The organism is Amycolatopsis sp. NPDC045836, assembly GCF_056431745.1.
The window spans coordinates 223,013-243,114 of sequence record NZ_JBWKKF010000002.1 but is presented as its reverse complement, the minus strand read 5'-3'; the positions used below and the strand labels follow the sequence as shown (position 1 = coordinate 243,114).

The window sequence follows — 20,102 nt, the reverse complement described above, 5'->3', positions numbered from 1 at the left end:
CCTGGCACACTGGGCGACGCGAGTTCGAACCATGGAGGACGACGTGGCGAAGGCCAAGACCGGTAAGAAGAACGGCATCGACCCCACCTGGCCGCACGCGGCCGAGGGCGAGCACCCGGTGTCCGAGCTGGCCGCGGACCGCCAGGGCGCGCTGTCGCCGTTCGGCGACGTGACCTTCCCGCTGGACTCGGTGCCCTACGTGCACCCCGAGACCGAGATCAACAAATAGCGGTTACCGGCTGGTAAACCGGCAGATCGCCAGTGTCGGCGATCACGGGACTAGGGTTTGTGCACCACTGTTCCAGCGCAGATCGCGGGGGTACTCCCATGCCGGTTCCCGGTCCCGGTTATTCGATCACCGTCCGAGTCGAGGCGCCGTCTTCGGCGAGCGCGGCGGGGGACCTGACCAGCGCGGTCGGCCGTGTCGGCGGGGTGCTCACCGCCTTCGACGTGGTCGAGTCGCACCCCACCTCGATCGTGGTGGACATCAGCGCGAACGTGCTCTCGGCCAACCACGCGCAGGACATCACCGAGGCGCTCGACGCGCTGCCGGGGGTCCGCGTGCGGAAGTTCTCCGACCGCACCTTCCTGATCCACCTCGGCGGCAAGATCGAGGTCACGCCCAAGGTGGCGCTCCGCAACCGTGACGACCTCTCCCGGGCCTACACCCCCGGGGTGGCGCGCGTCTGCCAGGCGATCGCGGCCAATCCCGAGGACGCGCGGCGGCTGACCATCAAGCGCAACACCGTCGCCGTGGTCACCGACGGCTCGGCCGTGCTGGGGCTGGGCAACATCGGCCCGGCCGCCGCGCTGCCGGTGATGGAGGGCAAGGCGGCGCTGTTCAAGAAGTTCGCCGACGTGGACGCCTGGCCGGTCTGCCTGGACACCCAGGACACCGAGGAGATCATCCGCACGGTCAAGGCGCTGGCCCCGGTGTACGCGGGCATCAACCTGGAGGACATCGCCGCGCCGCGCTGCTTCGAGATCGAGGCGCGCCTGCGCGAGCTGCTCGACATCCCGGTCTTCCACGACGACCAGCACGGCACCGCGATCGTGGTGGTCGCCGCCCTGCGCAACGCGCTGCGCGTGGTCGGCAAGCGGATCGAGGACTGCAAGATCGTGGTCAGCGGGGTCGGCGCGGCCGGCTCGGCGATCATCCGGCTGCTGCTGCGCAAGAAGCCGGCCGACATCGTGGCCGCCGACATCGACGGCATCGTGCACTCGGCCCGCGGCAACCTCGACGACAACCTGACCGAGATCGCCGCCGCCACCAACAAGGACGGCATCTCCGGCACCCTGCACGACGCGCTGGTCGGCGCGGACGTGTTCATCGGGGTGTCCGCGCCGAACCTGTTCGGGGCCGAGCAGGTGGCCACCATGAACGAGGACGCGGTGGTGTTCGCGCTGGCCAACCCGGACCCGGAGATCGACCCGCTGGAGGCCCAGCGGCACGCCGCGGTGGTGGCCACCGGCCGCAGCGACTACCCGAACCAGATCAACAACGTGCTCGCCTTCCCCGGTGTCTTCCGCGGCCTGCTCGACGCGCACGCCCGGCACATCGACGACGAGATGCTGCTGGCCGCGGCCGACGCCATCGCCGACGTGGTCGACGGGGAGCGGCTCAACGCCTCCTTCATCGTGCCGAGCGTGTTCGACTCGGCGGTGGCACCCGCCGTCGCGGAAGCCGTGAAGAACGCGGCGCGGGTAGTCTCCCGCGGGTGAGCGAACTTACGCACGTCGACGCGGCGGGCGCGGCTCGCATGGTCGACGTCTCCGCCAAGGAAGCAACGGTCCGGGTCGCCTGCGCCAGCGGTGTGGTGCGCACCACCGCGGAGGTGGTCGGGCTGCTGTCGTCGAACGGGCTGCCCAAGGGTGACGCCCTGGCCACCGCCCGGATCGCCGGCATCATGGGCGCCAAGCGCACGCCCGAGCTGATCCCGCTGTGCCACCAGCTGGCGTTGTCCGGGGTGGAGGTCGAGTTCACCCTCGGCGAGGCGGAGATCCGGATCCTGGCCACGGTGCGGACCAAGGACCGCACCGGCGTGGAGATGGAGGCGCTGACCGCGGTGGCGGTGGCCGGGCTGACCCTGCACGACATGATCAAGGCGGTGGACCCGGCCGCGTCGCTGGACGAGGTGCGGCTGGACCGCAAGGAGGGCGGCAAGACCGGCCGCTGGGAGCGACCGGCGGGAGGCACGGCGTGAAGCGCTCGGCGAGGGTGATCGTGGCGTCCAACCGGGCGGCCACCGGCGTGTACCCGGACCGGACCGGCCCGGTGATCGCCGACTGGCTGGCCCAGCGCGAGTACGAGGTGCCGGACCCGATCGTGGTCGAAGACGGCGAGCCGGTGGCGCGGGCGCTGCGGGCCTGCCTGGCCGAGGGCGTGCACGTGGTGATCACCACCGGCGGCACCGGCATCTCGCCGACCGACCGCACCCCGGAGGCGACCGCGCCCCTGCTGGACTACCAGCTGCCGGGCGTGGCGGACGCGGTGCGGGCCGCCGGGCTGCCCGAGGTGCCGACGGCGGTGTTGTCGCGGGGTCTCGCCGGAGTCGCCGGGCGGACGCTGGTGGTGAACCTGCCGGGGTCGCGTGGCGGGGTCCAGGACGGGCTGGGCGTGCTGGACGGCGTGCTGGACCACGCCGTGGAGCAGCTGCACGGCGGTGACCACGGGGCGGCGGCCGGGGGCACCGGGGCGCGGATCGCGCTGGCCGCCGTGACGGACGCGCCCATCTCGGTCGAGGAGCACGCCGCACTGGTCGCCGACGAGGCCGCTGGGGCCGTGGTGACCTTCTCCGGGGTGGTCCGGGACCACGACGGCGGGAAGGGCGTCCAGGGCCTGGTGTACGAGGGGCACCCGAGCGCCGGGGACGTGCTGGCGCGGGTCGTCTCGGAGCTGGCGGCCCGGTTCGAGGGGGTGCGGGCGGTGGCGGTGAGCCACCGGATCGGCGCGCTGGCCATCGGTGACGTCGCACTGGCCTGCGCGGTGGCCGCGGACCACCGGCGGGAAGCGTTCCTGGCCTGTTCGGACCTGGTGGACGAGGTGAAGGCGCGATTGCCGGTGTGGAAGCACCAGACCTTCACCGACGGCACCGACGAATGGGTCAACTCACCGTGATTCCCCCAACTTCGCCGGATGGGTGCATACCGCCGGGGTGATAACCCGCGCGGTGAATGATCCGGCGTGGTAAGGGGCGCTTTCACACTGTTGTTGCCTTGTTGCGGTACGTGTTGAACGAGAAAAGGGTCCCACCGCCCAGGGGATTGGCGGTGGGACCCTTTTCGCTCGTCACAGCGTTATTCGGCCGTGATCGCGCACGCGGTCCTACTTGGTGGCGATCTTCTGGCCGACCACGATGAAGTCGGCGTCCGGCACGAACTCCTTGTTCAGCTCCTGCAGCTTCGCGTAGCCACCCTCGACGCCGTGCGCCTTGGCGATCTTCGACAGGGTGTCGCCCGCCACCACGGTGTAGTCACCGTTCGGGTTGGACTTCGCCACGCCGGTGGTCACCGGGGCCGACTTCGGGGCCGACTGCGAGGCCGGGGCGGACTTCGGGGCGGCCTTCTTCGCCGGGGCGCTCTTCTTGGCCGCGCCACCGGTGTTGGTGCCCTTGTAGCTGGCGGACGAGCCGCCCTTCTTGCCGCAGGTCGGCCAGGCGTTGATGCCCTGACCAGCCTTGACGCGCTCGGCGACGGCGATCTGCTCCTCGCGGGAGGCGTTGTGGGCGCTGCCCTTGCCGCCGTAGGCCTTCCAGGTGCTCGGCGAGAACTGCAGGCCGCCGGAGTAGCCGTTGCCGGTGTTGATGGACCAGTTGCCGCCGCTCTCGCACTGGGCGATCGCGTCCCAGTTGGTGCCGCCTTCGGCCTGCGCGGGGGTCGCGGCGATGGCGAGGGGAGCGCCGACCGCCATGCCGGCGATCGCGACGCGGGCGATGTGCTTGGTGGCGGCGGACATCTTGCGGTGTTTGCCTCGGTAAGCCATTGGTTACTACTCACTTCCCGCGCCTGCTGAACTCGGGGGGTTCTCGTCGTCCCTGTCCGGAAGTTTTCTTTCGCTCGGGGTATGGGCCGGGATTCCGCCGGACAGGGTTCGGCGCGTCGGAATCCCGGTGTTGCTCTGGTCGGTCGGGGCCAACCGAAAAGCGACGGTACGTAACCTTTGGCGTGATCGGAAATTATTCGGGGTGTGACCTACGTCACTGTAACGGTGGGCAACCTCGAACGATTCCGGTGTTTTCCCAGCTCAACTGGCCGTTATCGGGCCGTTTCCTTCTCGAGATCATTCACTGATCGTGAGGCTTGGGTCACGTGAAATCGCCGGAGTAGGCCGTTGGTGAAAGAACCGCTAAGGGTGGTTTAGCGCCCGGATTCGCGGAGGAAGGCCGCCAGGCCGGTCAGGTCGTCGGTGTTGATGTGGTCCACCCCCGCGGCCACCAGTTCGGCCCACAGGGCTTCGCGGGCCGCGCCCGGTGCATCGGGTGTGGCCCAGAACCGTACCCGTTGCCCGGCAGCGTGTGCGATCGACACCACCTCACGCAGGCGGGCGCGCTCGGCGGCGGGGAACTCGCCGACGCCGGTCCAGCTGAACAGCTTGGTCCAGTTGTCCGAGACCAACGGCGTCAGGCGGGCGTCGGAACCGGGCCCCAGATCGTCCGTGGCGGCGATGCGGCCGTCGTAGAAGGCCAGGCGGTGCTCCTGCGCCGAGAGGACCGCTCGCGGCCGATTGCCGGACAGCACGACCTCGACGGCCTTGTCGCGCACCCAGCCGTCCCGGTAGTCGGTGAAGAGGAAGGCGTAGCGCGGGGAGGCCAGCACCCCGGACAGCGCCGCGTAGGTGTCCTCGGCACCGCTCTTGATGTCCACCAGCAGCTGGAACGGCGTCCGCCGGGGGTAGACGTGCCCGGCATTGCGCAGCACCCGCTCACGCAGCGGCTCCAGGTAGAGCGCCTCCAGCGTGCGCTCCGGCGTGACGTCCTCCGGGTCGTGCGCCACCAGCAGCTGCCCGCCGACCAGGTGGATGTCCGCCTCGACGCTGGTGAACCCCTGGTCCAGGGCGTCGTGCAGCGGCCGCGCGTGCTCGTAGTCGTTGTGCGCGTGCGCCCGGGGCAGCGGCCGCACCCACGACGAGGCGGACGCGGGCGTGGTGAGCCCGGCCACGGCGAAGGCGGACAGCACGAGCAGCAGGAGGCGGCGCATGCGCGTCAGCCTCGGTGAACCCGGCGTCCGGCGGGTGACACCGGGGTTAACCGCCGGCGAAAGGCGGCAGGACGTCCAGCTCGGCGCCGTCCGGCAGGCGGTGCGAGGTGTCCCGCACCGCGACGCCGTCCAGCAGGAAGCTGGCCACGTCGAGCACCTTGGGCAGCCGCTCGGGGTGCCGCAGGCGCAACTGCTCGACCGCCTCGGCCACCGAAGCACCGGACGGCAGCGTGAGCACCTCGCTGTCCACCCCGGTGGCGGCGCGCGCGGAGGCGAAGAACCGCACTTGGACCGTGGTCACCCGCATCAACCGCCGATCGCGCTCATCGGCCGGATCGGCTGCGCGAACCCGGCCTCGTTGATCTCGTGCCCGGCCAGCTTGCCCCACATGGTGTCCCGCCAGGCACCCGCGATCTCCTCGTCGGGGGCACCCGCGCGCAGCAGGGCCCGCAGGTCGGTTTCGTCGTTGCTGAACAGGCAGGAGCGGACGGCACCGTCGGCGGTCAGCCGGGTGCGCTCGCAGGCCGAGCAGAACGGCCGGGTCACCGAGGCGATCACGCCGACGTCACCGGGGCCGCCGTCGACCAGCCAGCGCTCGGCCGGTGCCCCGCCGCGGGGCGCCTCGCTCGGGGTCAGGGTGAACTCGGCGCCGAGCAGGCCGAGGATGTCCGCGGCGGTGATCATGCCGCCGCGGTCCCAGCCGTGCTGCGCGTCCAGCGGCATCTGCTCGATGAACCGCAGGTGGTAGCCGTTGTCCAGGCAGTACCGCAGCAGCGGCACGGCCTCGTGGTCGTTGACCCCGCGCATCAGCACCGCGTTGACCTTGACCGGCGACAGCCCGGCGTCGCGGGCGGCGGCCAGGCCGTCGAGCACGTGGCGCAGCCGGTCGCGGCGGGTCAGCCGGGCGAAGGTCTCGCGATCGATGGTGTCCAGTGACACGTTGATCCGGTCCAGCCCGGCCTCGACCAGGCCCGCGGCCCGTTTCGCCAGGCCGATGCCGTTGGTGGTCATCGACAGCCGCGGTGCCGGCCGCAGCGCCGAGACCGCCGCGATGATCCGTTCGAGCCCCTGGCGCAGCAGCGGTTCACCGCCGGTGAGCCGGATGTCGGTGACCCCCAGCCGCTCGACCGCGATCCGCAGCAGCCGCAGCAGCTCGTCGTCGGTGAGCACCTGGTCGCCGGGGAGCCAGTCCAGGCCCTCCGCCGGCATGCAGTAGGTGCAGCGCAGGTTGCACCGGTCGGTCAGGGAGACCCGCAGGTCGGTGGCCACCCGGCCGAAGCTGTCGAGCAGGCCGGGGTGGTCCGGCCGGGGCTCGGCGGGGTGCTGCCGCTTCCCGGACACCCGGGGAATGCCAAGATCTACCGCCGTCACCCTGCCCAGCGTAGTGGCGATCCGGACGAACAGCGGTCGAGCGCGGCACGAGGATCATGGCGTTCCCGCACCTGCGGAGCTAGCCTGCGAGCCATGCCGCAGTTTCGGTTGGCCGAGGTAGCGCGACTGCTCGGCGTCAGCGACGACACCGTGCGCCGCTGGGTCCGGGCGGGCCAGTTGACCGCCGTCGACGACAGCAGCGGGCGCAAGGTGGTCGACGGCGCCGAACTGGCCGCGTTCGCCAAGGCGCAGGCGGACCAGCCGCCGGACCCGTCGCGGGTGGGCCGGTCCGCGCGCAACCGGTTCGTCGGGCTGGTCACCGAGGTGGTCCAGGACCGGGTGATGGCCCAGGTGGAGATCCAGTGCGGCCCGCACCGGGTGGTCTCGCTGATGAGCAGCGAAGCCGTCACCGAAATGGGGCTGAAACCGGGCTCGCTCGCGGTCGCGGTGGTGAAGGCCACGCAGGTGATCGTGGAGACCCCCGGCGGCTAATAGGGTGACGGCCATGAGCGAAGAACCGCGCTGGAGCTATCTCAGCGACATGGACGGGGTGCTGGTCCGCGAGGAGCACCTGGTGCCAGGGGCCGACGAGTTCCTCGCCGAGTTGCGCGCCGGCGGCATCGGCTTCCTGGTGCTGACGAACAACTCCATCTACACCCCGCGCGACCTGCGGGCCCGGCTCGCCCGCACCGGGCTGGACGTGCCGGAGGAGTCGATCTGGACCTCCGCGCTGGCCACCGCCGAGTTCCTCAACCGCCAGCGCCCGAACGGCTCCGCCTTCGTGATCGGCGAGGCCGGGCTGACCACCGCGCTGCACGAGGTCGGCTACGTGCTCACCGACCGCGACCCCGACTACGTGGTGCTCGGCGAGACCCGCACCTACAGCTTCACCGCGATCACCAAGGCGATCCGGCTGATCGAGGCCGGGGCCAAGTTCATCGCCACCAACCCGGACGCCACCGGCCCCAGCCTGGAGGGCTCGATGCCGGCCACCGGCTCGGTGGCCGCGCTGATCGAGAAGGCCACCGGCCGCCAGCCGTACTTCGTCGGCAAGCCGAACCCGCTGATGATGCGCTCGGCGCTGCGGGCGATCGGCGCGCACTCCGAGCACACGCTGATGATCGGCGACCGGATGGACACCGACGTGCACGCCGGCATCGAAGCCGGGCTGGAGACCATCCTGGTGCTCACCGGCATCTCCACCAGGGAGACCGCCGAGCTGTACCCGTACCGGCCGACCAGGGTGCTGGACTCGGTGGCGGACCTGGTCGGGCGGACGAAGGATCCGTTCGCGCAGGGGTGACGAAGGTCTCCGATCAGCAGGCCTTATCTTCGTGGGATGAACGATGCCGGTGCGGCGGGCTTGCCGACCTATGTGGTGGGCGACGTACACGGGCATCGGGACGGGCTGGCCGAGGCCCTGGTCGCGAAGGACCTGCTCGACTCCGGTGGCGACTGGGCGGGCGGCAAGAGCCGCGTGTGGTTCCTCGGTGACTTCGTCGACCGCGGGCCGGACGGCGTCGGCGTGATCGAGCTGGTCATGCGGTTGCAGGAGCAGGCAGCCGAGGCCGGTGGCGAGGTGTGCAGCCTGCTCGGCAACCACGAGATCCTGCTGCTGGGCAGGCACCGCTTCGGCGACACCGAGGTGCCGTCCGACTTCGGCCCCCGCAGCTTCGGCCGCAGCTGGGAGATCAACGGCGGGCAGCAGGCCGACCAGGAGAAGCTGACCGACGAGCACATCGACTGGCTGGTCCGGCGGCCGCTGCTGGCGCACGCGGAGAACTACCTGCTGATGCACTCGGACACGCTCGAGTACCTCGAATGGGGCGCCGACGTGGAGGAGATCAACCGGAACGTCGGCGAGGTGCTGGCCGGCGACGACATCTCCGAGTGGTGGGAGGTGTGGCGCCGGATGACCACGCGCTACGCCTTCCGCGGGCCGAACGGGCCGGAGATCGCGCAGCTGCTGCTGGAGCGGCTCGGCGGTGAGCGGATCGTGCACGGCCACAGCGTGATCGCCGACCAGCTCGGCATCCACCCGGCGCAGATCGAAGCGCCCTACCTCTACGCGGGCGGCAAGGTGCTCGGCGTCGACGGCGGGCTGTTCGTCGGCGGGCCGTGCCTGATCGTCCAGCTGCCCTGGGAACCCGAGGACTGAGCCGGGGTCCAGCGCCTGGGACATCTTGACCTTCGTCTCGTCCCGGCGCCATAGTTCCGGGTATGTCCGATGCCCTGGGTCACCGTCGTGTTGTCCCGCGGCCTAGGCGGTCTCCTCACCGCCTGGTCGGTACCGGCGCCTGCGCACTGCTCGTGCGCCGCGGCCGCTACGGCTCTCCGCCGCAGTAACGCGCTCTTCCCGCGTTGGTACCGATCCCTTTCGAACAGTGAGGAAACGAAGTGTCCGTAGAACTGCCGATTCGTGCTGCCCTGCGCCCGGCCCGCGTTCCCGCCGACGGCATCCTCGAAGGCCCGCGGGTGCTGAACCGGGTGGAATCCCGGCCGTACGAGAAGTTCTCGCTCACCCCGCTCGGCCCGGTGATCGGGGCCGAGATCGACGGCGTCGACCTCGGCGCGCCGCTGACCGCCGAGCTGTACGCGGAGCTCAACCGCGCGCTGCTGGAGTGGAAGGTGCTGTTCTTCCGCGACCAGGACATCACCTCCGAGCAGCAGCGGGCGTTCGCGCGCAACTGGGGTCCACTCGAGACGAACCCGTTCATCCCGACCGGCGACAGCGAGCAGGTGACCCGGTTCGCCCGCAGCGCGGCCACGCCCGGGTTCGAGAACATCTGGCACACCGACGTGACCTTCCGCCCGGAACCGGCGCTCGGCTCGGTGCTGCGGCTGATCGAGGTGCCGCCGTCCGGCGGGGACACCATGTGGGCCGACATGGCCGCGGCCTACGACAACCTGCCCGAAGCGGTGCGGACGCGGATCGACGGGCTGACCGCGGTGCACGACTTCATCCCCGGCTTCGAGCGGTTCTCCGACCGGGAGTTCCTCGCGTCGAAGCAGGAGGAGTTCCCGCCGGTGGAGCACCCGGTGGTGCGCACGCACCCGGAGTCCGGGCGCCGCATGCTGTTCGTGAACCAGGCGTTCACCACGCACATCGTCGGGCTGGAGCGCGAGGAGAGCGACCGGCTGCTGCGGTTGCTGTTCCAGCAGGCGCACGTGCCGGAGTTCCAGGTGCGGTTCCGCTGGCGGCCGAACTCGGTGGCGTTCTGGGACAACCGCGCCACCCAGCACTACGCGGTGAACGACTACTTCCCGCACGCCAGGGTCGCCGAGCGGGTGGCCATCGCCGGTGACCGCCCGTTCTGAGTCCAATACTGTTAAAACCTCACCCTTGAGGGTTTCCGGCCGGAGCGGTTCGCTGCAAGGACGGAAGAACCCGTATCCAGGTGAGGAGTTCCAGGTGTCGACGAGGAAAACCTTCAGATCGGTACTGGCCGCACTCGCGCTGCTGTTCCCGCTGGTGCTCTCGCAGCTCGCGACGAGCGTGCCCGCCGCGGCGGCCGAAGCCCAGGTGCACGTCGTGTACTACAACGCCAGCGGAGCGGCGGAGTTCCAGGGCGCGGTGGACGCGGGCGCCGCGGTGTGGAACAACAGCGTGCGGAACGTGCGGCTGCAGAAGGGATCGCCTGCCGCGCTGGTCATCGTCGCCGACAACGGGTGGCCGCGCGCGCAGACGACCTCGCTCGGCCGCGGCAAGATCTGGTTCGGGCGCCAGGCGGTGAACCAGGGTTACGACGTGACCCGGATCGCCGCGCACGAGATCGGCCACATCCTCGGCCTGCCGGACCGGCGGACCGGGCTGTGCCAGGACCTGATGTCGGGTTCGAGCGCGCCGGTGTCGTGCACCAACCCGAACCCGAACGCGAGGGAACGGGCCGAGGTGGAGGCCAACTTCGGTGGCCTGCGTGCACCCGCGTCCTTCCGGGGCACCTACGACGAAACCCCGGTCGCCGCGTTCTGAGCCCGATCGGCCGGTGCCGTGGCAGCTCACGGCACCGGCACGATCTCCTTGCCCAGCGGCACCAGTGAGACCGGGATGAGCTTGAAGTTCGCCACGCCCAGCGGGATGCCGACGATCGTCACGCACAGCGCCAGCCCGGTGAGCAGGTGCCCGATGGCCAGCCACCACCCGGCCACCACGATCCAGATGATGTTGCCCAGCAGCGAGGGCGCCCCGGCACCGCGGCGGTCGGCCAGCGTCCGGCCGAACGGCCACAGCGCGTAGTTCGCCATCCGGAACGAGGCCAGGCCGAACGGGATGGTGATCACCAGCACGCAGCAGATCACCCCGGCGACGGCGTAGCCAACCGCCATCCAGAACCCGCAGAGCACCAGCCAGACCACGTTCAGGATCATCCGCATACCGCCATTGTGCGCAGATCAGGCGTGGAGTTCACCCGAGAAGATCGTCACCGCCTGACCGGCCAGGGTGACGCGGTCGCCGTCCAGCGCCACCCGCACGACCCCGCCGCGGGGTGAAGCCTGCTCGCCGACCAGCTTCGCCCGGCCGAGGCGGTCCGCCCAGTACGGCGCCAGCGTGCAGTGCGCGGAACCGGTCACCGGGTCCTCCGGCACGCCCTTCGCCGGCGCGAAGAACCGGCTGACGAAGTCGACGCCGTCCCGGTCACCGGGTGCGGTGACGGTCAGCCCGCGCACGTCCATCGCCGCGATCGCCGCGAGGTCCGGTTCCAGCTCGCGCACCTGCGCGGCGTTCTCGGCGACCACCAGCAGGTCGAACGCGCCCCTGGCCACGTGCTCGACGGTCACGCCCGGCAGGGCGGGCCGCGGATCGGTGTCCACCGGTTCAGCGGGGTCGGCGGGGAAGTCCATCCGCACCCAGCCGTCGGCCGCGGTGCAGCGCAGTTCGCCGCTCTTGGTGCGGAACACCTGGTCGCCGCCGAGCACGTGGGCGGTGGCGAGGGTGGCGTGCCCGCAGAGCGCCACCTCGGCCACCGGGGTGAACCAGCGCAACGGCTTGGCGCCTTCGCCGGTGGTGACCACGAAGGCCGTTTCGGAGTGCTTGAGTTCCGCGGCCACCGACTGCATCCAGGTTTCGTCGGCGGGGGAGTCCAGCAGGACCACGCCCGCCGGGTTGCCGGCGAAGGCCCGGTCGGTGAACGAGTCCACGAGGTACATGCGCATGCTCCGATTTAAGCTGGGCTCGGCGTCACCGTCGACCAGCAGGAGGCACCATGCCCGCCGTCCCGAGTTACTCCTCCGGAACCTCCGCCGTCCCCCTGCTCGGTGACACCATCGGCGACAACCTGGCCCGCACGGTGGCCGCCTTCGGCGAGCGCGACGCGCTGGTCGAGCGGCTGACCGGCAGGCGGTGGACCTACGCCGAACTGGCCGCCGACGTCGACGCGCTGGCCACCGGCCTGGACGCGCTGGGCATCGCCAAGGGCGACCGGGTCGGCATCTGGTCGCCGAACCGGGCCGAGTGGACGCTGCTGCAGTACGCCACCGCGAAGCTCGGCGCGATCCTGGTCAACATCAACCCGGCCTACCGCTCCCACGAGCTGGAGTTCGTGCTGAACCAGGCCGGGGTGCGGTTGCTGGTGGCCGCCGAGTCGTTCAAGACGTCGGACTACGCGAGCATGATCGAGCAGGTCCGGCCGCGGTGCGCCGGGCTGGAGCACGTGGTGCTGCTCGGTACCGGCGCCTGGGATTCCTTGCTGGGCAACGAAGTGGACCGGGGCAGGCTGGAGCGGCTCGGCGCGGCGCTGAGCGCGGACGACCCGATCAACATCCAGTACACCTCGGGCACCACCGGTTTCCCCAAGGGCGCGACGCTCAGCCACCACAACATCCTGAACAACGGCTTCTTCGTCGGCGAGCTGTGCGGGTACACCGAGGCCGACCGCATCTGCATCCCGGTGCCGTTCTACCACTGCTTCGGCATGGTCATGGGCAACCTCGCGGCGACGACGCACGGTGCGTGCATGGTGATCCCGTCGCCGTCCTTCGAGCCGAAGGCCGCGCTGGAGGCGGTGCAGGCCGAGGCGTGCACCTCGCTGTACGGGGTGCCGACGATGTTCATCGCGGAACTGTCCGAACCGGACTTCGAGTCCTACGACCTGAGCAGCCTGCGCACCGGCATCATGGCCGGTTCGCCGTGCCCGGTCGAGGTGATGAAACAGGTGATCGAGCGGATGGGCATGGCGGAGGTGTCGATCTGCTACGGCATGACCGAGACGTCGCCGGTGTCCACGCAGACGCGGGCGGACGATTCGGTGGAGCGCCGGGTGTCCACCGTCGGCCGGGTGGGGCCGCACCTGGAGGTGAAGGTGGTCGACCCGGAGACCGGGCTGACGGTGCCGCGCGGGGAGCCGGGCGAGCTGTGCACGCGCGGGTACTCGGTGATGCTCGGCTACTGGGACCAGCCGGACAAGACCGCCGAGGTGATCGACGCCGCGCGGTGGATGCACACCGGCGACCTCGCCGTGATGGACGACGACGGTTACGTCAACATCACCGGGCGGATCAAGGACATGGTGATCCGGGGCGGGGAGAACGTTTACCCGCGGGAGATCGAAGAGTTCCTGTACACGCACCCGGACATCCTCGACGCACAGGTCATCGGCGTCCCGGACGAACGGTACGGCGAGGAACTGATGGCCTGGGTGCGCCTGCGGGAGGGCGCCGCCACGCTGACCGCCGAGTCGCTGCGGGAATTCTGCACCGGCAAGCTGGCGCACTACAAGATCCCGCGATACGTCCACGTGGTCGACGATTTCCCGATGACGGTGACCGGAAAGGTGAGGAAGGTCGAAATGCGGGAACAGGCGGTCACCCTGCTGGGCCTGGAGGCGGCTGCTTCGTCACGGCACGCCTGAGCCTTCGAAGCCAACAGGAAGCCGGGAGCCCGACGCAGCCCACCAACCACCCAGCCCCACCCCATCCCGGTCGCCAATTGTGACTGCGGTGGGGAAGGGGGAGTGTGGCTGGTGGCCGGCTTTGGTTCCCCGGCTTCCCCGTTGGCTGCCCACCTCGCCCGGCGGGGCATTACGTGGCCATCACCTCTGCGAAAGCCTTCGCGTCCTCCTCGCCGAAGGTCTCTTCCAGTACCTCCGGCGTGTAATCGAGGTCGATCTGCTCGACCGGCGTGCCCCGCGCCGATTCGATCGCGCCCAGTCGGCGTTGTGCCCGGTCGGCGGCATAGGAAATGAATTCCTGCGGATCGTTGTCGAACGGGCGCGGTTCCTCGAACTGTTCGTTCACCCACTGGATCATGCCCAGCGCGTGCGGCAGCAGCTCACCCATCCGCTGCTGCACCACCTCCCAGAGCGAATCGTCCGCCGCGACGTGCCGTCGGCAGGTGAAGGTGCCCCAGGCCATGTGGCGGCGTTCGTCGTCGCCGATGCGGCGGACGAGTTCCTGCATGCCGGGCAGGATGTTGCGCGTGGTGCACACCTTCTGCCACGCGTAGTACCCGGTCAGCGCCAGGCTGCCCTCGACCACGTGGTTGTAGGTGACGCTCGCGCGCACCTGGTTCACCGGGCTGGGGTCCTCGGCGAGCACCCCGAGCGACTGCGGCAGCTCCTCGTAGAACAACTTCCGGTAGTGCGGGTTCTCGGCCACGTACGGGTGCAGGTCCTCGGTCAGCCCGACCGCGTCCATCCACCGGCGGAACACCTCGGTGTGCTTGGCCTCCTCGAAGCAGAACTGGCTCAGGTACATCTCGTCGCCGAAGCGGCCGGTGGCGGCCATCGCCTTCATGAACGGCTGGATGTCCTCGGTCACCGCCTCCTCACCGGCGATGAACTGGGCGCACAGGTAGGTCGCCGAGCGGCGCTCGTCGTCGGTCAGCGTCTGCCAGTCGGCACCGTCCTGGCTGAAGTCGATCTCCGCCGGGTTCCAGAACCTGGCGTTGCCCTTGACGAACAGGCGCAGCGGGAACGAGTCCCAGTTGAGCCCGCCCCGGCGCAGGGAGCTGAAACCGCTGCGCATCTCGGTGGTGGTCATGATCCCAACCTCTCACTCCGTTGTGGACGAGGAGTACTTCGCGATCGCCGGGGCGATCACCGCGCACACCTGGTCCGCCGCCTCGGCGGGGGAGTGCGTCGGCAGCACGAGGTGGCTCAGGTTGAGCCGGACCACGGTCTCGGCGAGCAGTTCGGCGTGGTCCTCGCCGAGGCCGGGGGCGCGCAGCCGGTACTGCTCGACCGCGGCGTCGGCGGCGGCGCGCAGCACGGGTTCGGCGCGGGTGGTCAGCAGCGGCAGCAGGTCCTCCGCCGGCCCGGTGCCGAGCGCGGCGGCGACCAGCGGGTTCTCCCGCGCGTGCTCGATGGTGAACACCGTCGCCGCGTGCACCCCGGCGAGCAGGTCCGGGGCGGCCTCGAACCGCTGCTGGATGCCGTCGAGGAACTCCGCGGTGGTGCGCAGGGCGACCGCCTCGGCGAGCGCGGCCTTGCTGCCGAACTCGTTGTACAGCGTCTGCCTGCTCACCCCGACGCGCGTGGCCACGTCGACCATGCGCAACGCGGTGTAGCCCTTCTCGCCCAGCAGCTCGGTCGCCGCCACGAGCAGTTCCTCCCGCAGGGAAGCCTTGGCGCGCTGGGTGTAGGACGTGACCTCGGACACACCGCCAGCTTGACACAGCGAGCCGATATGTCAAGACGCTTGACGTCGTCTCATCGGTTGTCAATTCCGCTACCGTGCAGGCGTGGGGATCACCGTGGGGTTCGACCTCGACATGACCTTGATCGACCCGCGGCCCGGCATGGTCGCGGCGCTCGACGCGCTGGCCGAAGAATCCGGCCTGCCGCTGGACGGCGAGCAGTTCGCCGCCAACCTCGGCCCGCCGCTGGACGCCGTGCTGCGCGGGTTCGAAGCCCCCGAGGAACGCATCCCCGGCCTGGTCGACCGCTTCCGCGAGATCTACCCGGAGCTCGTCGTGCCGAGCACCGTGGCGCTGCCCGGCGCGCACGCCGCGCTCGAAGCCGTGCACCGCGCGGGCGGGCGCACGGTGGTGGTCACCGGCAAGTTCGGGCCGAACGCGGCCCGCCACATCAAGGCGCTCGGCTTCCCCGTCGACGTGCTGGTCGGCGAGCTGTGGTCGACCGGGAAGGCCGCCGCGCTCATCGAGCACGGCGCCGGGATCTACGTCGGCGACCACCTCGGGGACGTCAACGGCGCGCTGGCCGCCGGAGCCGTGCCGGTCGGCGTGGCCACCGGGCCGTGCAGCCGGGCCGAGCTGCTCGACGCGGGTGCGGAAGTGGTGTTCGACAGCCTGGCCGAGTTCCCGGCCTGGTTCGCGGCGCGCTAGCCCTTGGCCGCCTTGCGGTGCTCGCGGATCAGCGCCCACAGCCCGAGCCCCAGCCCCAGCGGGGTGAGCACCCCGGCGACGACGCTCAGCCAGACCGGCAGGTCCTGCAGGCCGGCCGCGAACAGCACGAACACGGCGAGCACCGCGAGCATGCCGACGGCGAACAGGCCGATCCCGGCACGCATCAGCAACGGCTTGTTCCTGGGCACGGTCTCCATGCGCTCCAGATTAGAGCGCGACCGAGCGTGTCCGGTATGTGCTTCGCTTCACCGAGCGGTGGGGGATACGCTTGTAGGCACGCGCGTCTGGGTACGCCCCTGGCGCGCGTTCGTCGTGCATGGCTGTGCGACGGGTACACGTGAGTGAAGGATCGGGTGAGGGCAGTGCCGACCGGCAAGGTCAAGTGGTACGACGCGGAGAAGGGTTTCGGTTTCGTCACCCAGGATGGCGGCGCGGACGTCTACATCCGGAAAGCCGCGCTACCGCAGGGCGTAGCGGCGCTCAAGGCCGGCCAGCGACTGGAGTTCGGGGTGGCCGACGGCCGCCGGGGCCCGCAGGCGCTGTCCGTCCGGCTGCTCGACCCGCCGCCCTCGGTGGCCGAGGCCCGGCGCCGTCCCGCGGAGGAGCTGCACGGCCTGATCGAGGACATGATCAAGCTGCTCGAGCTCAAGGTGCAGCCCGACCTGCGGCGCAACCGGTACCCGGACCGCAAGCACACCAAGCAGATCGCCGAGATCATGCGTGCGGTGGCGCGGGACCTGGACCCCTAGACCGCGGGCTCGATCTGCAGCGTCCAGATGCCGCGGATGACGAGCTGGGGATTGCCCTGCTCGTCCTCGATGGCGGCTCCGGTGTCGTCGATCGCGGTGGCCGCGCTGATCTGCTGGATCTCCACCACCACCAGCTGGTCGGCGGGGCCCGCCGCGGCGGTGTAGGCGTGCTGCTTGCCGGGGGAGAAGAACTCCTGCTTCACCGGCTGCAGCGCGCCCGACGCGTCCTGGTACTGGACGTTGACCAGCCACGGGGTGTCCACGATCTCCCGCGGCAGCGAGATCTGCACCGGCTTGCCGGGGCGCACCTTCAGCCGCGCCTCGGCGCCGTCGTTCTGCTCGCAGGCGGAGACCCGCTCGTCGCAGTGGATGAACGGGCCGGTCCGCACGGTGTTCCCGTCGGCGAAGAAGGTGACCTCGGGCGGGGACACCGGGGAGCAGCCGGACAGCGCGAACGCACCACCGGCGAGAACGGCCAGGACACCGAGACGACGCATACCCGGGACTCTACGAGCCCGCCGCGTCCCCGCTGCGGACCCCCCGCGGCGGGGTGCTGGTGGCGTCCGGCCGGAGTGGACGGTCGCCGCCGAGGCCGGGGATGAGCGAGCTGCCGCGGTGCACGAGCATCGTCTGCACCACGCCGACGGCCAGCAGCACGGAGATCACCAGGAAGCCGATCCAGTAGCTCGGCGGCAGCAGCAGGCCGACCGCGCCGCCGAAGCACCAGGCCAGCTGGAGCACGGTTTCCGAGCGCCCGAACGCCGACGCCCGCGACTCCTCGGGCAGGTCGGCCTGGATCACCGCGTCGAGGCTGATCTTCGCCAGCGCGCTGGCCGTGGCGCCGACCAGGCCGACGATCGCCGCGGTGGCCAGCCCGGCCAGGATCGCGGCGAGCACGGTCGAGGCCAGCGTCGCGGCGGCGCAGCCGAGCACCACCTGGTCCGGTTTGCCGAAGGTCATCCGCGAGCCCAGCGCGTTGCCGATGAACCCGCCGACCCCGGCGGCCCCGCCGATCACGCCGAGCAGCAGCAGCTGCATGAACGGGCTCTGCCCGCTGCCCTCGGTCTGCGCCTTCACCGCGAACGCGGCGAACAGGAACAGGAAGCCGGTGACCAGCCGGATCGAGCCGTTGGCCCACAGCGAGACCACGATCTGGCGGCCCATCGGCTGGCGTTTCTTCTTCTGCGGGTGCACCGCCAGCGAGGCAGGCACCTCACCCTCGGTGACCTCGACCCAGGACGGGATGCGCATCGCCTGCACCGCGCCCACCACGCAGATCACCGCGGTGAACCACAACGCGCCCGAGGAGTCGAAGATGCCGTTGATCCCGGCCGCGACCGCACCGAAGACACCACCGGCCACCAGGCCGAACACGGTCAGCCGGGCGTTGGTCTTGGACAGCGTGATCTCCGGCGGCAGCACCCGTGGTGTCACCGACGACTTCAGCACCATGAACGACTTCGAGAGCACCATCTTGCCCAGCGCCGCCGGGTAGAGGCCCCAGTCGTCGAAGTGCAGCGCCATGAACACGCACATCAGCGCCTGACCGGCCGAGGTGGCGCACATGGCCAGCCTGCGCCCGCGCTGGATGCGGTCCAGCGCCGGCCCGATCACCGGGGCGACCAGCGCGAACGGCGCGATGGTGATGAGCAGGTACAGCGCCACCTTGCCCTTGCTCTCCCCGCTGCTGGCGGCGAAGAACAGGGTGTTCGCCAGCGCGATGGCCATCGCCGCGTCGCTGGCGTAGTTGAGCATGGTGGCGTAGGTCAGCGAGGTCAGCCCGGACTTGTCGGCGCCGTCGGCCTTGGCCGCGCGCTGGAAGGCGTCCACCGCCTGCCCGGTCAGCTGGCGGCTGCGCAACGCGGCGACGCGGGTGACGGTCAGCTTCTTCGGCAGCCGGGGCAGGCTGCGGCCCTTCGGGGTTTCGGCGGGGGCTTCGAAGCCGTGTGCGGCCTCGGTGTGCTCGGACTCCTCGAAGGACCGGCGCTGCTGCTCGTTCGCGTAGCCGCCGGTGTCGTAGCGCTCGTGCTCGCCGGAGTGGCCGCGCGGGCGGTTGACCGGCGGGAGGTTCGGCCGGGTGCCGGGCCGCGGTGGTGTCGGTGGTGGTGGTGCCTGGCGTTCGCGCTCGCGCTCGCGGCGGACCGGCTGGGTGAGGAAGTGGTCCGGGTTGGGCGCGTAGGACTGGTTGGGCTGGTGGGACCCGATCGGGATCGCGCCGGTGGGCGCGTCGCCGGCCGTCGGCCCCCGGCGCGACGGGTGGTCGGCGGGCGGCACCCGGTGCTGGGGGTAGCTCTGCTCGGCAGGCGGCACCCGGTCACCCGGATGTCCGCGCTCCGCGGGCCTCCGGTCGGCTGGGTAGCCGCGCTCGGCCGGGGGTACGCGGTGCGCGGGGTAGCTCTGCTCGGCCGGGGGTACGCGGTTCGCCGGGTAGCTCTGCTCGGCGGGTGGCACCCGGCGTGGCGGGGGCTCGTGCCGGGCGGGGTGCTCCGGCTCGGCGGCGGGCATGACGCGTGTCGCCGGCCGCTCCCGGCGGGGCGGCGGCGGTGGCGGGTCGTGCCGGGTGCTACCGGGTTCCGGGGTCCACTTGCGCTTGCCCTTCTTCCCGGCGCGACCCTTTCCCGACCGCGACGACGAACCGAAACGCATCACACCTGCAATCTTGCCTGACCACCTGAGCTGTTCGCCGGGTCAAGGCGTGGTGGGGACGAACTTCACCCGGAACATCTTCGGCCACAGCTTGCCGGTGAGCAGGAACTCGTCCGTGCCCGGCACGGCGGCGATGCCGTTGAGCACGTCGGCGGACCCCTCCTCCTGCTCGCTGAGCAGCCCGGAGGCGTCGACGTGCCCGGTGATCGCCCCGTCCCGGCCGATCCGGAGGATCTCGTCGGTGTGCCACACGTTCGCGTACACCGAGTCGCCCGCGCACTCCAGTTCGTTGAGCTTATCCCGCTGGACGCGCACGGAACCCGTTTCCGCGAAGGTCGCCGGATCGCGGAAGGTCAGCTCGTCGCTGCCGTCGCTGGTCACCAGCCGCCCGGAGTCCTGCTGGCAGATGCCCCAGCCCTCACCCTCGTACGGCACGCGCCGCCGTTCGGTCAGCGTCGCCTTGTCGTATTCGATGGCGATGCCGTTCTGCCAGGTGAGCTGCCAGACGGAGTCCGCGGTGACGGTGACGCCCTCGCCGAACAGCGGCGACGGCAGCGGGATCTCGGTGGTCGGCGCCTGCCCGAGCGGCCCGACGCGCAACGCGGACTTGCCGACCAGGCCGGTGCCCTCGTACAGCGTGCCGCCGTCGAGTTCGAGGCCCTGGGTGAAGGCGCCGGGATCGTGCGCCAGCGTCTCGAGCACCTGCACCCGGAGCTGCTCGACGGCCGGCTCCCCGGTGCTGTTCGCGGCACAACCGGTCAGCCCGACGACGAGGGCGAGCGCCAATGCGGTGGGAGTACGCACCTGCCCAGCTTCCCACGAAGGCGTGCGGCATCATG

Annotated in this window: 24 protein-coding genes; 12 read left to right on the top strand and 12 right to left on the bottom strand. The window is 70.8% G+C overall.

Annotation, left to right across the window (positions count from 1 at the left end):
• Positions 1 to 31 precede the first annotated feature (31 nt).
• From AC07EG_RS03935 to AC07EG_RS03920, 4 genes are all read left to right on the top strand, one after another.
• A complete protein-coding gene (locus tag AC07EG_RS03935; protein WP_478251488.1) occupies positions 32 to 229 on the top strand; it encodes a hypothetical protein in 198 nt (65 codons plus the stop codon).
• Between the two features lie 98 nt (positions 230 to 327).
• A complete protein-coding gene (locus tag AC07EG_RS03930; protein WP_478251487.1) occupies positions 328 to 1,722 on the top strand; it encodes an NAD-dependent malic enzyme in 1,395 nt (464 codons plus the stop codon).
• Complete coding sequence (moaC, locus tag AC07EG_RS03925; protein ID WP_478251486.1) at positions 1,719 to 2,204, top strand: cyclic pyranopterin monophosphate synthase MoaC; 486 nt, start codon at positions 1,719 to 1,721, stop codon at positions 2,202 to 2,204. The genes AC07EG_RS03930 and moaC overlap by 4 nt, the downstream gene beginning before the upstream one ends.
• Positions 2,201 to 3,118, top strand: a complete 918-nt coding sequence (locus tag AC07EG_RS03920) for a molybdenum cofactor biosynthesis protein MoaE (RefSeq protein ID WP_478251485.1) — start codon at positions 2,201 to 2,203, stop codon at positions 3,116 to 3,118. The genes moaC and AC07EG_RS03920 overlap by 4 nt, the downstream gene beginning before the upstream one ends.
• A gap of 207 nt (positions 3,119 to 3,325) precedes the next feature.
• On the opposite strand, the gene AC07EG_RS03915 is transcribed toward AC07EG_RS03920, so the two are convergent.
• The 4 genes from AC07EG_RS03915 to moaA all read right to left on the bottom strand — a co-directional run bounded on the left by AC07EG_RS03915 (position 3,326) and on the right by moaA (position 6,567).
• On the bottom strand, positions 3,326 to 3,982 hold the full coding sequence (locus AC07EG_RS03915; RefSeq protein ID WP_478251484.1) for a transglycosylase family protein: 657 nt from the start codon (positions 3,980 to 3,982) through the stop codon (positions 3,326 to 3,328).
• A 374-nt stretch (positions 3,983 to 4,356) separates the two neighbouring features.
• Positions 4,357 to 5,196, bottom strand: coding sequence for a phosphatidylinositol-specific phospholipase C/glycerophosphodiester phosphodiesterase family protein (locus tag AC07EG_RS03910; RefSeq protein ID WP_478251483.1), 840 nt, complete (start codon positions 5,194 to 5,196; stop codon positions 4,357 to 4,359).
• Positions 5,197 to 5,242: 46 nt separating this feature from the next.
• Positions 5,243 to 5,503: a MoaD/ThiS family protein gene (locus AC07EG_RS03905; protein ID WP_478251482.1), complete on the bottom strand. Its 261-nt coding sequence runs from the start codon at positions 5,501 to 5,503 to the stop codon at positions 5,243 to 5,245.
• Positions 5,503 to 6,567 carry a GTP 3',8-cyclase MoaA gene (gene moaA / locus AC07EG_RS03900; protein ID WP_478251481.1) on the bottom strand — a complete coding sequence of 355 codons (1,065 nt, stop codon included), beginning with the start codon at positions 6,565 to 6,567 and terminating at the stop codon, positions 5,503 to 5,505. Before moaA ends, AC07EG_RS03905 begins: the two co-directional genes overlap by 1 nt.
• Before the next feature lie 93 nt (positions 6,568 to 6,660).
• Here moaA and AC07EG_RS03895 point away from each other — a divergent pair, with 93 nt between their 5' ends.
• The 5 genes from AC07EG_RS03895 to AC07EG_RS03875 all read left to right on the top strand — a co-directional run bounded on the left by AC07EG_RS03895 (position 6,661) and on the right by AC07EG_RS03875 (position 10,540).
• On the top strand, positions 6,661 to 7,059 hold the full coding sequence (locus tag AC07EG_RS03895; protein ID WP_478251480.1) for a TOBE domain-containing protein: 399 nt from the start codon (positions 6,661 to 6,663) through the stop codon (positions 7,057 to 7,059).
• 13 nt (positions 7,060 to 7,072) lie between these two features.
• Positions 7,073 to 7,870: an HAD-IIA family hydrolase gene (locus tag AC07EG_RS03890; protein ID WP_478251479.1), complete on the top strand. Its 798-nt coding sequence runs from the start codon at positions 7,073 to 7,075 to the stop codon at positions 7,868 to 7,870.
• A gap of 36 nt (positions 7,871 to 7,906) precedes the next feature.
• Positions 7,907 to 8,725 (top strand): metallophosphoesterase family protein, encoded by an 819-nt coding sequence (locus tag AC07EG_RS03885; RefSeq protein ID WP_478251477.1) that lies wholly within the window; start codon positions 7,907 to 7,909, stop codon positions 8,723 to 8,725.
• 239 nt (positions 8,726 to 8,964) lie between these two features.
• Positions 8,965 to 9,885 (top strand): TauD/TfdA dioxygenase family protein, encoded by a 921-nt coding sequence (locus AC07EG_RS03880; RefSeq protein ID WP_478251476.1) that lies wholly within the window; start codon positions 8,965 to 8,967, stop codon positions 9,883 to 9,885.
• A 94-nt stretch (positions 9,886 to 9,979) separates the two neighbouring features.
• Positions 9,980 to 10,540 carry a snapalysin family zinc-dependent metalloprotease gene (locus AC07EG_RS03875; RefSeq protein WP_478251475.1) on the top strand — a complete coding sequence of 187 codons (561 nt, stop codon included), beginning with the start codon at positions 9,980 to 9,982 and terminating at the stop codon, positions 10,538 to 10,540.
• A gap of 26 nt (positions 10,541 to 10,566) precedes the next feature.
• Here the strand turns inward: AC07EG_RS03875 and AC07EG_RS03870 are convergent, their stop codons facing one another.
• Together AC07EG_RS03870 and AC07EG_RS03865 are read right to left on the bottom strand one after the other, a co-directional pair.
• Positions 10,567 to 10,941, bottom strand: coding sequence for a YccF domain-containing protein (locus tag AC07EG_RS03870; protein WP_478251474.1), 375 nt, complete (start codon positions 10,939 to 10,941; stop codon positions 10,567 to 10,569).
• Between the two features lie 18 nt (positions 10,942 to 10,959).
• Positions 10,960 to 11,721 (bottom strand): PhzF family phenazine biosynthesis protein, encoded by a 762-nt coding sequence (locus AC07EG_RS03865; RefSeq protein WP_478251473.1) that lies wholly within the window; start codon positions 11,719 to 11,721, stop codon positions 10,960 to 10,962.
• 50 nt (positions 11,722 to 11,771) lie between these two features.
• Between AC07EG_RS03865 and AC07EG_RS03860 the strand changes: the two genes are divergently transcribed.
• Positions 11,772 to 13,415 carry an AMP-binding protein gene (locus tag AC07EG_RS03860; RefSeq protein WP_478251472.1) on the top strand — a complete coding sequence of 548 codons (1,644 nt, stop codon included), beginning with the start codon at positions 11,772 to 11,774 and terminating at the stop codon, positions 13,413 to 13,415.
• Positions 13,416 to 13,584: 169 nt separating this feature from the next.
• Here AC07EG_RS03860 and AC07EG_RS03855 read toward each other — a convergent pair whose 3' ends face one another.
• Complete coding sequence (locus tag AC07EG_RS03855; protein ID WP_478251471.1) at positions 13,585 to 14,544, bottom strand: R2-like ligand-binding oxidase; 960 nt, start codon at positions 14,542 to 14,544, stop codon at positions 13,585 to 13,587.
• Positions 14,545 to 14,556: 12 nt separating this feature from the next.
• Positions 14,557 to 15,162, bottom strand: coding sequence for a TetR/AcrR family transcriptional regulator (locus AC07EG_RS03850; RefSeq protein WP_478251470.1), 606 nt, complete (start codon positions 15,160 to 15,162; stop codon positions 14,557 to 14,559).
• 82 nt (positions 15,163 to 15,244) lie between these two features.
• Here AC07EG_RS03850 and AC07EG_RS03845 point away from each other — a divergent pair, with 82 nt between their 5' ends.
• Positions 15,245 to 15,847 carry an HAD family hydrolase gene (locus AC07EG_RS03845; RefSeq protein ID WP_478251469.1) on the top strand — a complete coding sequence of 201 codons (603 nt, stop codon included), beginning with the start codon at positions 15,245 to 15,247 and terminating at the stop codon, positions 15,845 to 15,847.
• On the opposite strand, the gene AC07EG_RS03840 is transcribed toward AC07EG_RS03845, so the two are convergent.
• Positions 15,844 to 16,065, bottom strand: a complete 222-nt coding sequence (locus AC07EG_RS03840; RefSeq protein WP_478251468.1) for a hypothetical protein — start codon at positions 16,063 to 16,065, stop codon at positions 15,844 to 15,846. The genes AC07EG_RS03845 and AC07EG_RS03840 overlap by 4 nt on opposite strands.
• Positions 16,066 to 16,230: 165 nt before the next feature.
• Between AC07EG_RS03840 and AC07EG_RS03835 the strand changes: the two genes are divergently transcribed.
• Positions 16,231 to 16,617 (top strand): cold-shock protein, encoded by a 387-nt coding sequence (locus AC07EG_RS03835; protein WP_153036764.1) that lies wholly within the window; start codon positions 16,231 to 16,233, stop codon positions 16,615 to 16,617.
• Here the strand turns inward: AC07EG_RS03835 and AC07EG_RS03830 are convergent.
• Genes AC07EG_RS03830 through AC07EG_RS03820 form a run of 3 tightly spaced genes read right to left on the bottom strand, consistent with a single transcriptional unit; the run spans position 16,614 to position 20,067 of the window.
• Complete coding sequence (locus tag AC07EG_RS03830) at positions 16,614 to 17,114, bottom strand: DUF2771 family protein (protein ID WP_478251467.1); 501 nt, start codon at positions 17,112 to 17,114, stop codon at positions 16,614 to 16,616. The genes AC07EG_RS03835 and AC07EG_RS03830 overlap by 4 nt on opposite strands.
• 10 nt (positions 17,115 to 17,124) lie before the next feature.
• Positions 17,125 to 19,263: an MFS transporter gene (locus tag AC07EG_RS03825; RefSeq protein ID WP_478251757.1), complete on the bottom strand. Its 2,139-nt coding sequence runs from the start codon at positions 19,261 to 19,263 to the stop codon at positions 17,125 to 17,127.
• A 42-nt stretch (positions 19,264 to 19,305) separates the two neighbouring features.
• On the bottom strand, positions 19,306 to 20,067 hold the full coding sequence (locus tag AC07EG_RS03820; protein ID WP_478251466.1) for a glutaminyl-peptide cyclotransferase: 762 nt from the start codon (positions 20,065 to 20,067) through the stop codon (positions 19,306 to 19,308).
• Positions 20,068 to 20,102: the final 35 nt, after the last annotated feature.

Coding starts and splice junctions, on each gene's coding strand:
- AC07EG_RS03935 (WP_478251488.1), top strand. CDS start 32: ATGGAGGACGACGTGGCGAAGGCCAAGACCGGTAAGAAGAACGGCATC.
- AC07EG_RS03930 (WP_478251487.1), top strand. CDS start 328: ATGCCGGTTCCCGGTCCCGGTTATTCGATCACCGTCCGAGTCGAGGCG.
- AC07EG_RS03915 (WP_478251484.1), bottom strand. CDS start 3,982: ATGGCTTACCGAGGCAAACACCGCAAGATGTCCGCCGCCACCAAGCAC.
- AC07EG_RS03910 (WP_478251483.1), bottom strand. CDS start 5,196: ATGCGCCGCCTCCTGCTGCTCGTGCTGTCCGCCTTCGCCGTGGCCGGG.
- AC07EG_RS03905 (WP_478251482.1), bottom strand. CDS start 5,503: ATGCGGGTGACCACGGTCCAAGTGCGGTTCTTCGCCTCCGCGCGCGCC.
- AC07EG_RS03895 (WP_478251480.1), top strand. CDS start 6,661: ATGCCGCAGTTTCGGTTGGCCGAGGTAGCGCGACTGCTCGGCGTCAGC.
- AC07EG_RS03890 (WP_478251479.1), top strand. CDS start 7,073: ATGAGCGAAGAACCGCGCTGGAGCTATCTCAGCGACATGGACGGGGTG.
- AC07EG_RS03885 (WP_478251477.1), top strand. CDS start 7,907: ATGAACGATGCCGGTGCGGCGGGCTTGCCGACCTATGTGGTGGGCGAC.
- AC07EG_RS03870 (WP_478251474.1), bottom strand. CDS start 10,941: ATGCGGATGATCCTGAACGTGGTCTGGCTGGTGCTCTGCGGGTTCTGG.
- AC07EG_RS03865 (WP_478251473.1), bottom strand. CDS start 11,721: ATGCGCATGTACCTCGTGGACTCGTTCACCGACCGGGCCTTCGCCGGC.
- AC07EG_RS03860 (WP_478251472.1), top strand. CDS start 11,772: ATGCCCGCCGTCCCGAGTTACTCCTCCGGAACCTCCGCCGTCCCCCTG.
- AC07EG_RS03855 (WP_478251471.1), bottom strand. CDS start 14,544: ATGACCACCACCGAGATGCGCAGCGGTTTCAGCTCCCTGCGCCGGGGC.
- AC07EG_RS03840 (WP_478251468.1), bottom strand. CDS start 16,065: ATGGAGACCGTGCCCAGGAACAAGCCGTTGCTGATGCGTGCCGGGATC.
- AC07EG_RS03830 (WP_478251467.1), bottom strand. CDS start 17,114: ATGCGTCGTCTCGGTGTCCTGGCCGTTCTCGCCGGTGGTGCGTTCGCG.
- AC07EG_RS03825 (WP_478251757.1), bottom strand. CDS start 19,263: ATGCGTTTCGGTTCGTCGTCGCGGTCGGGAAAGGGTCGCGCCGGGAAG.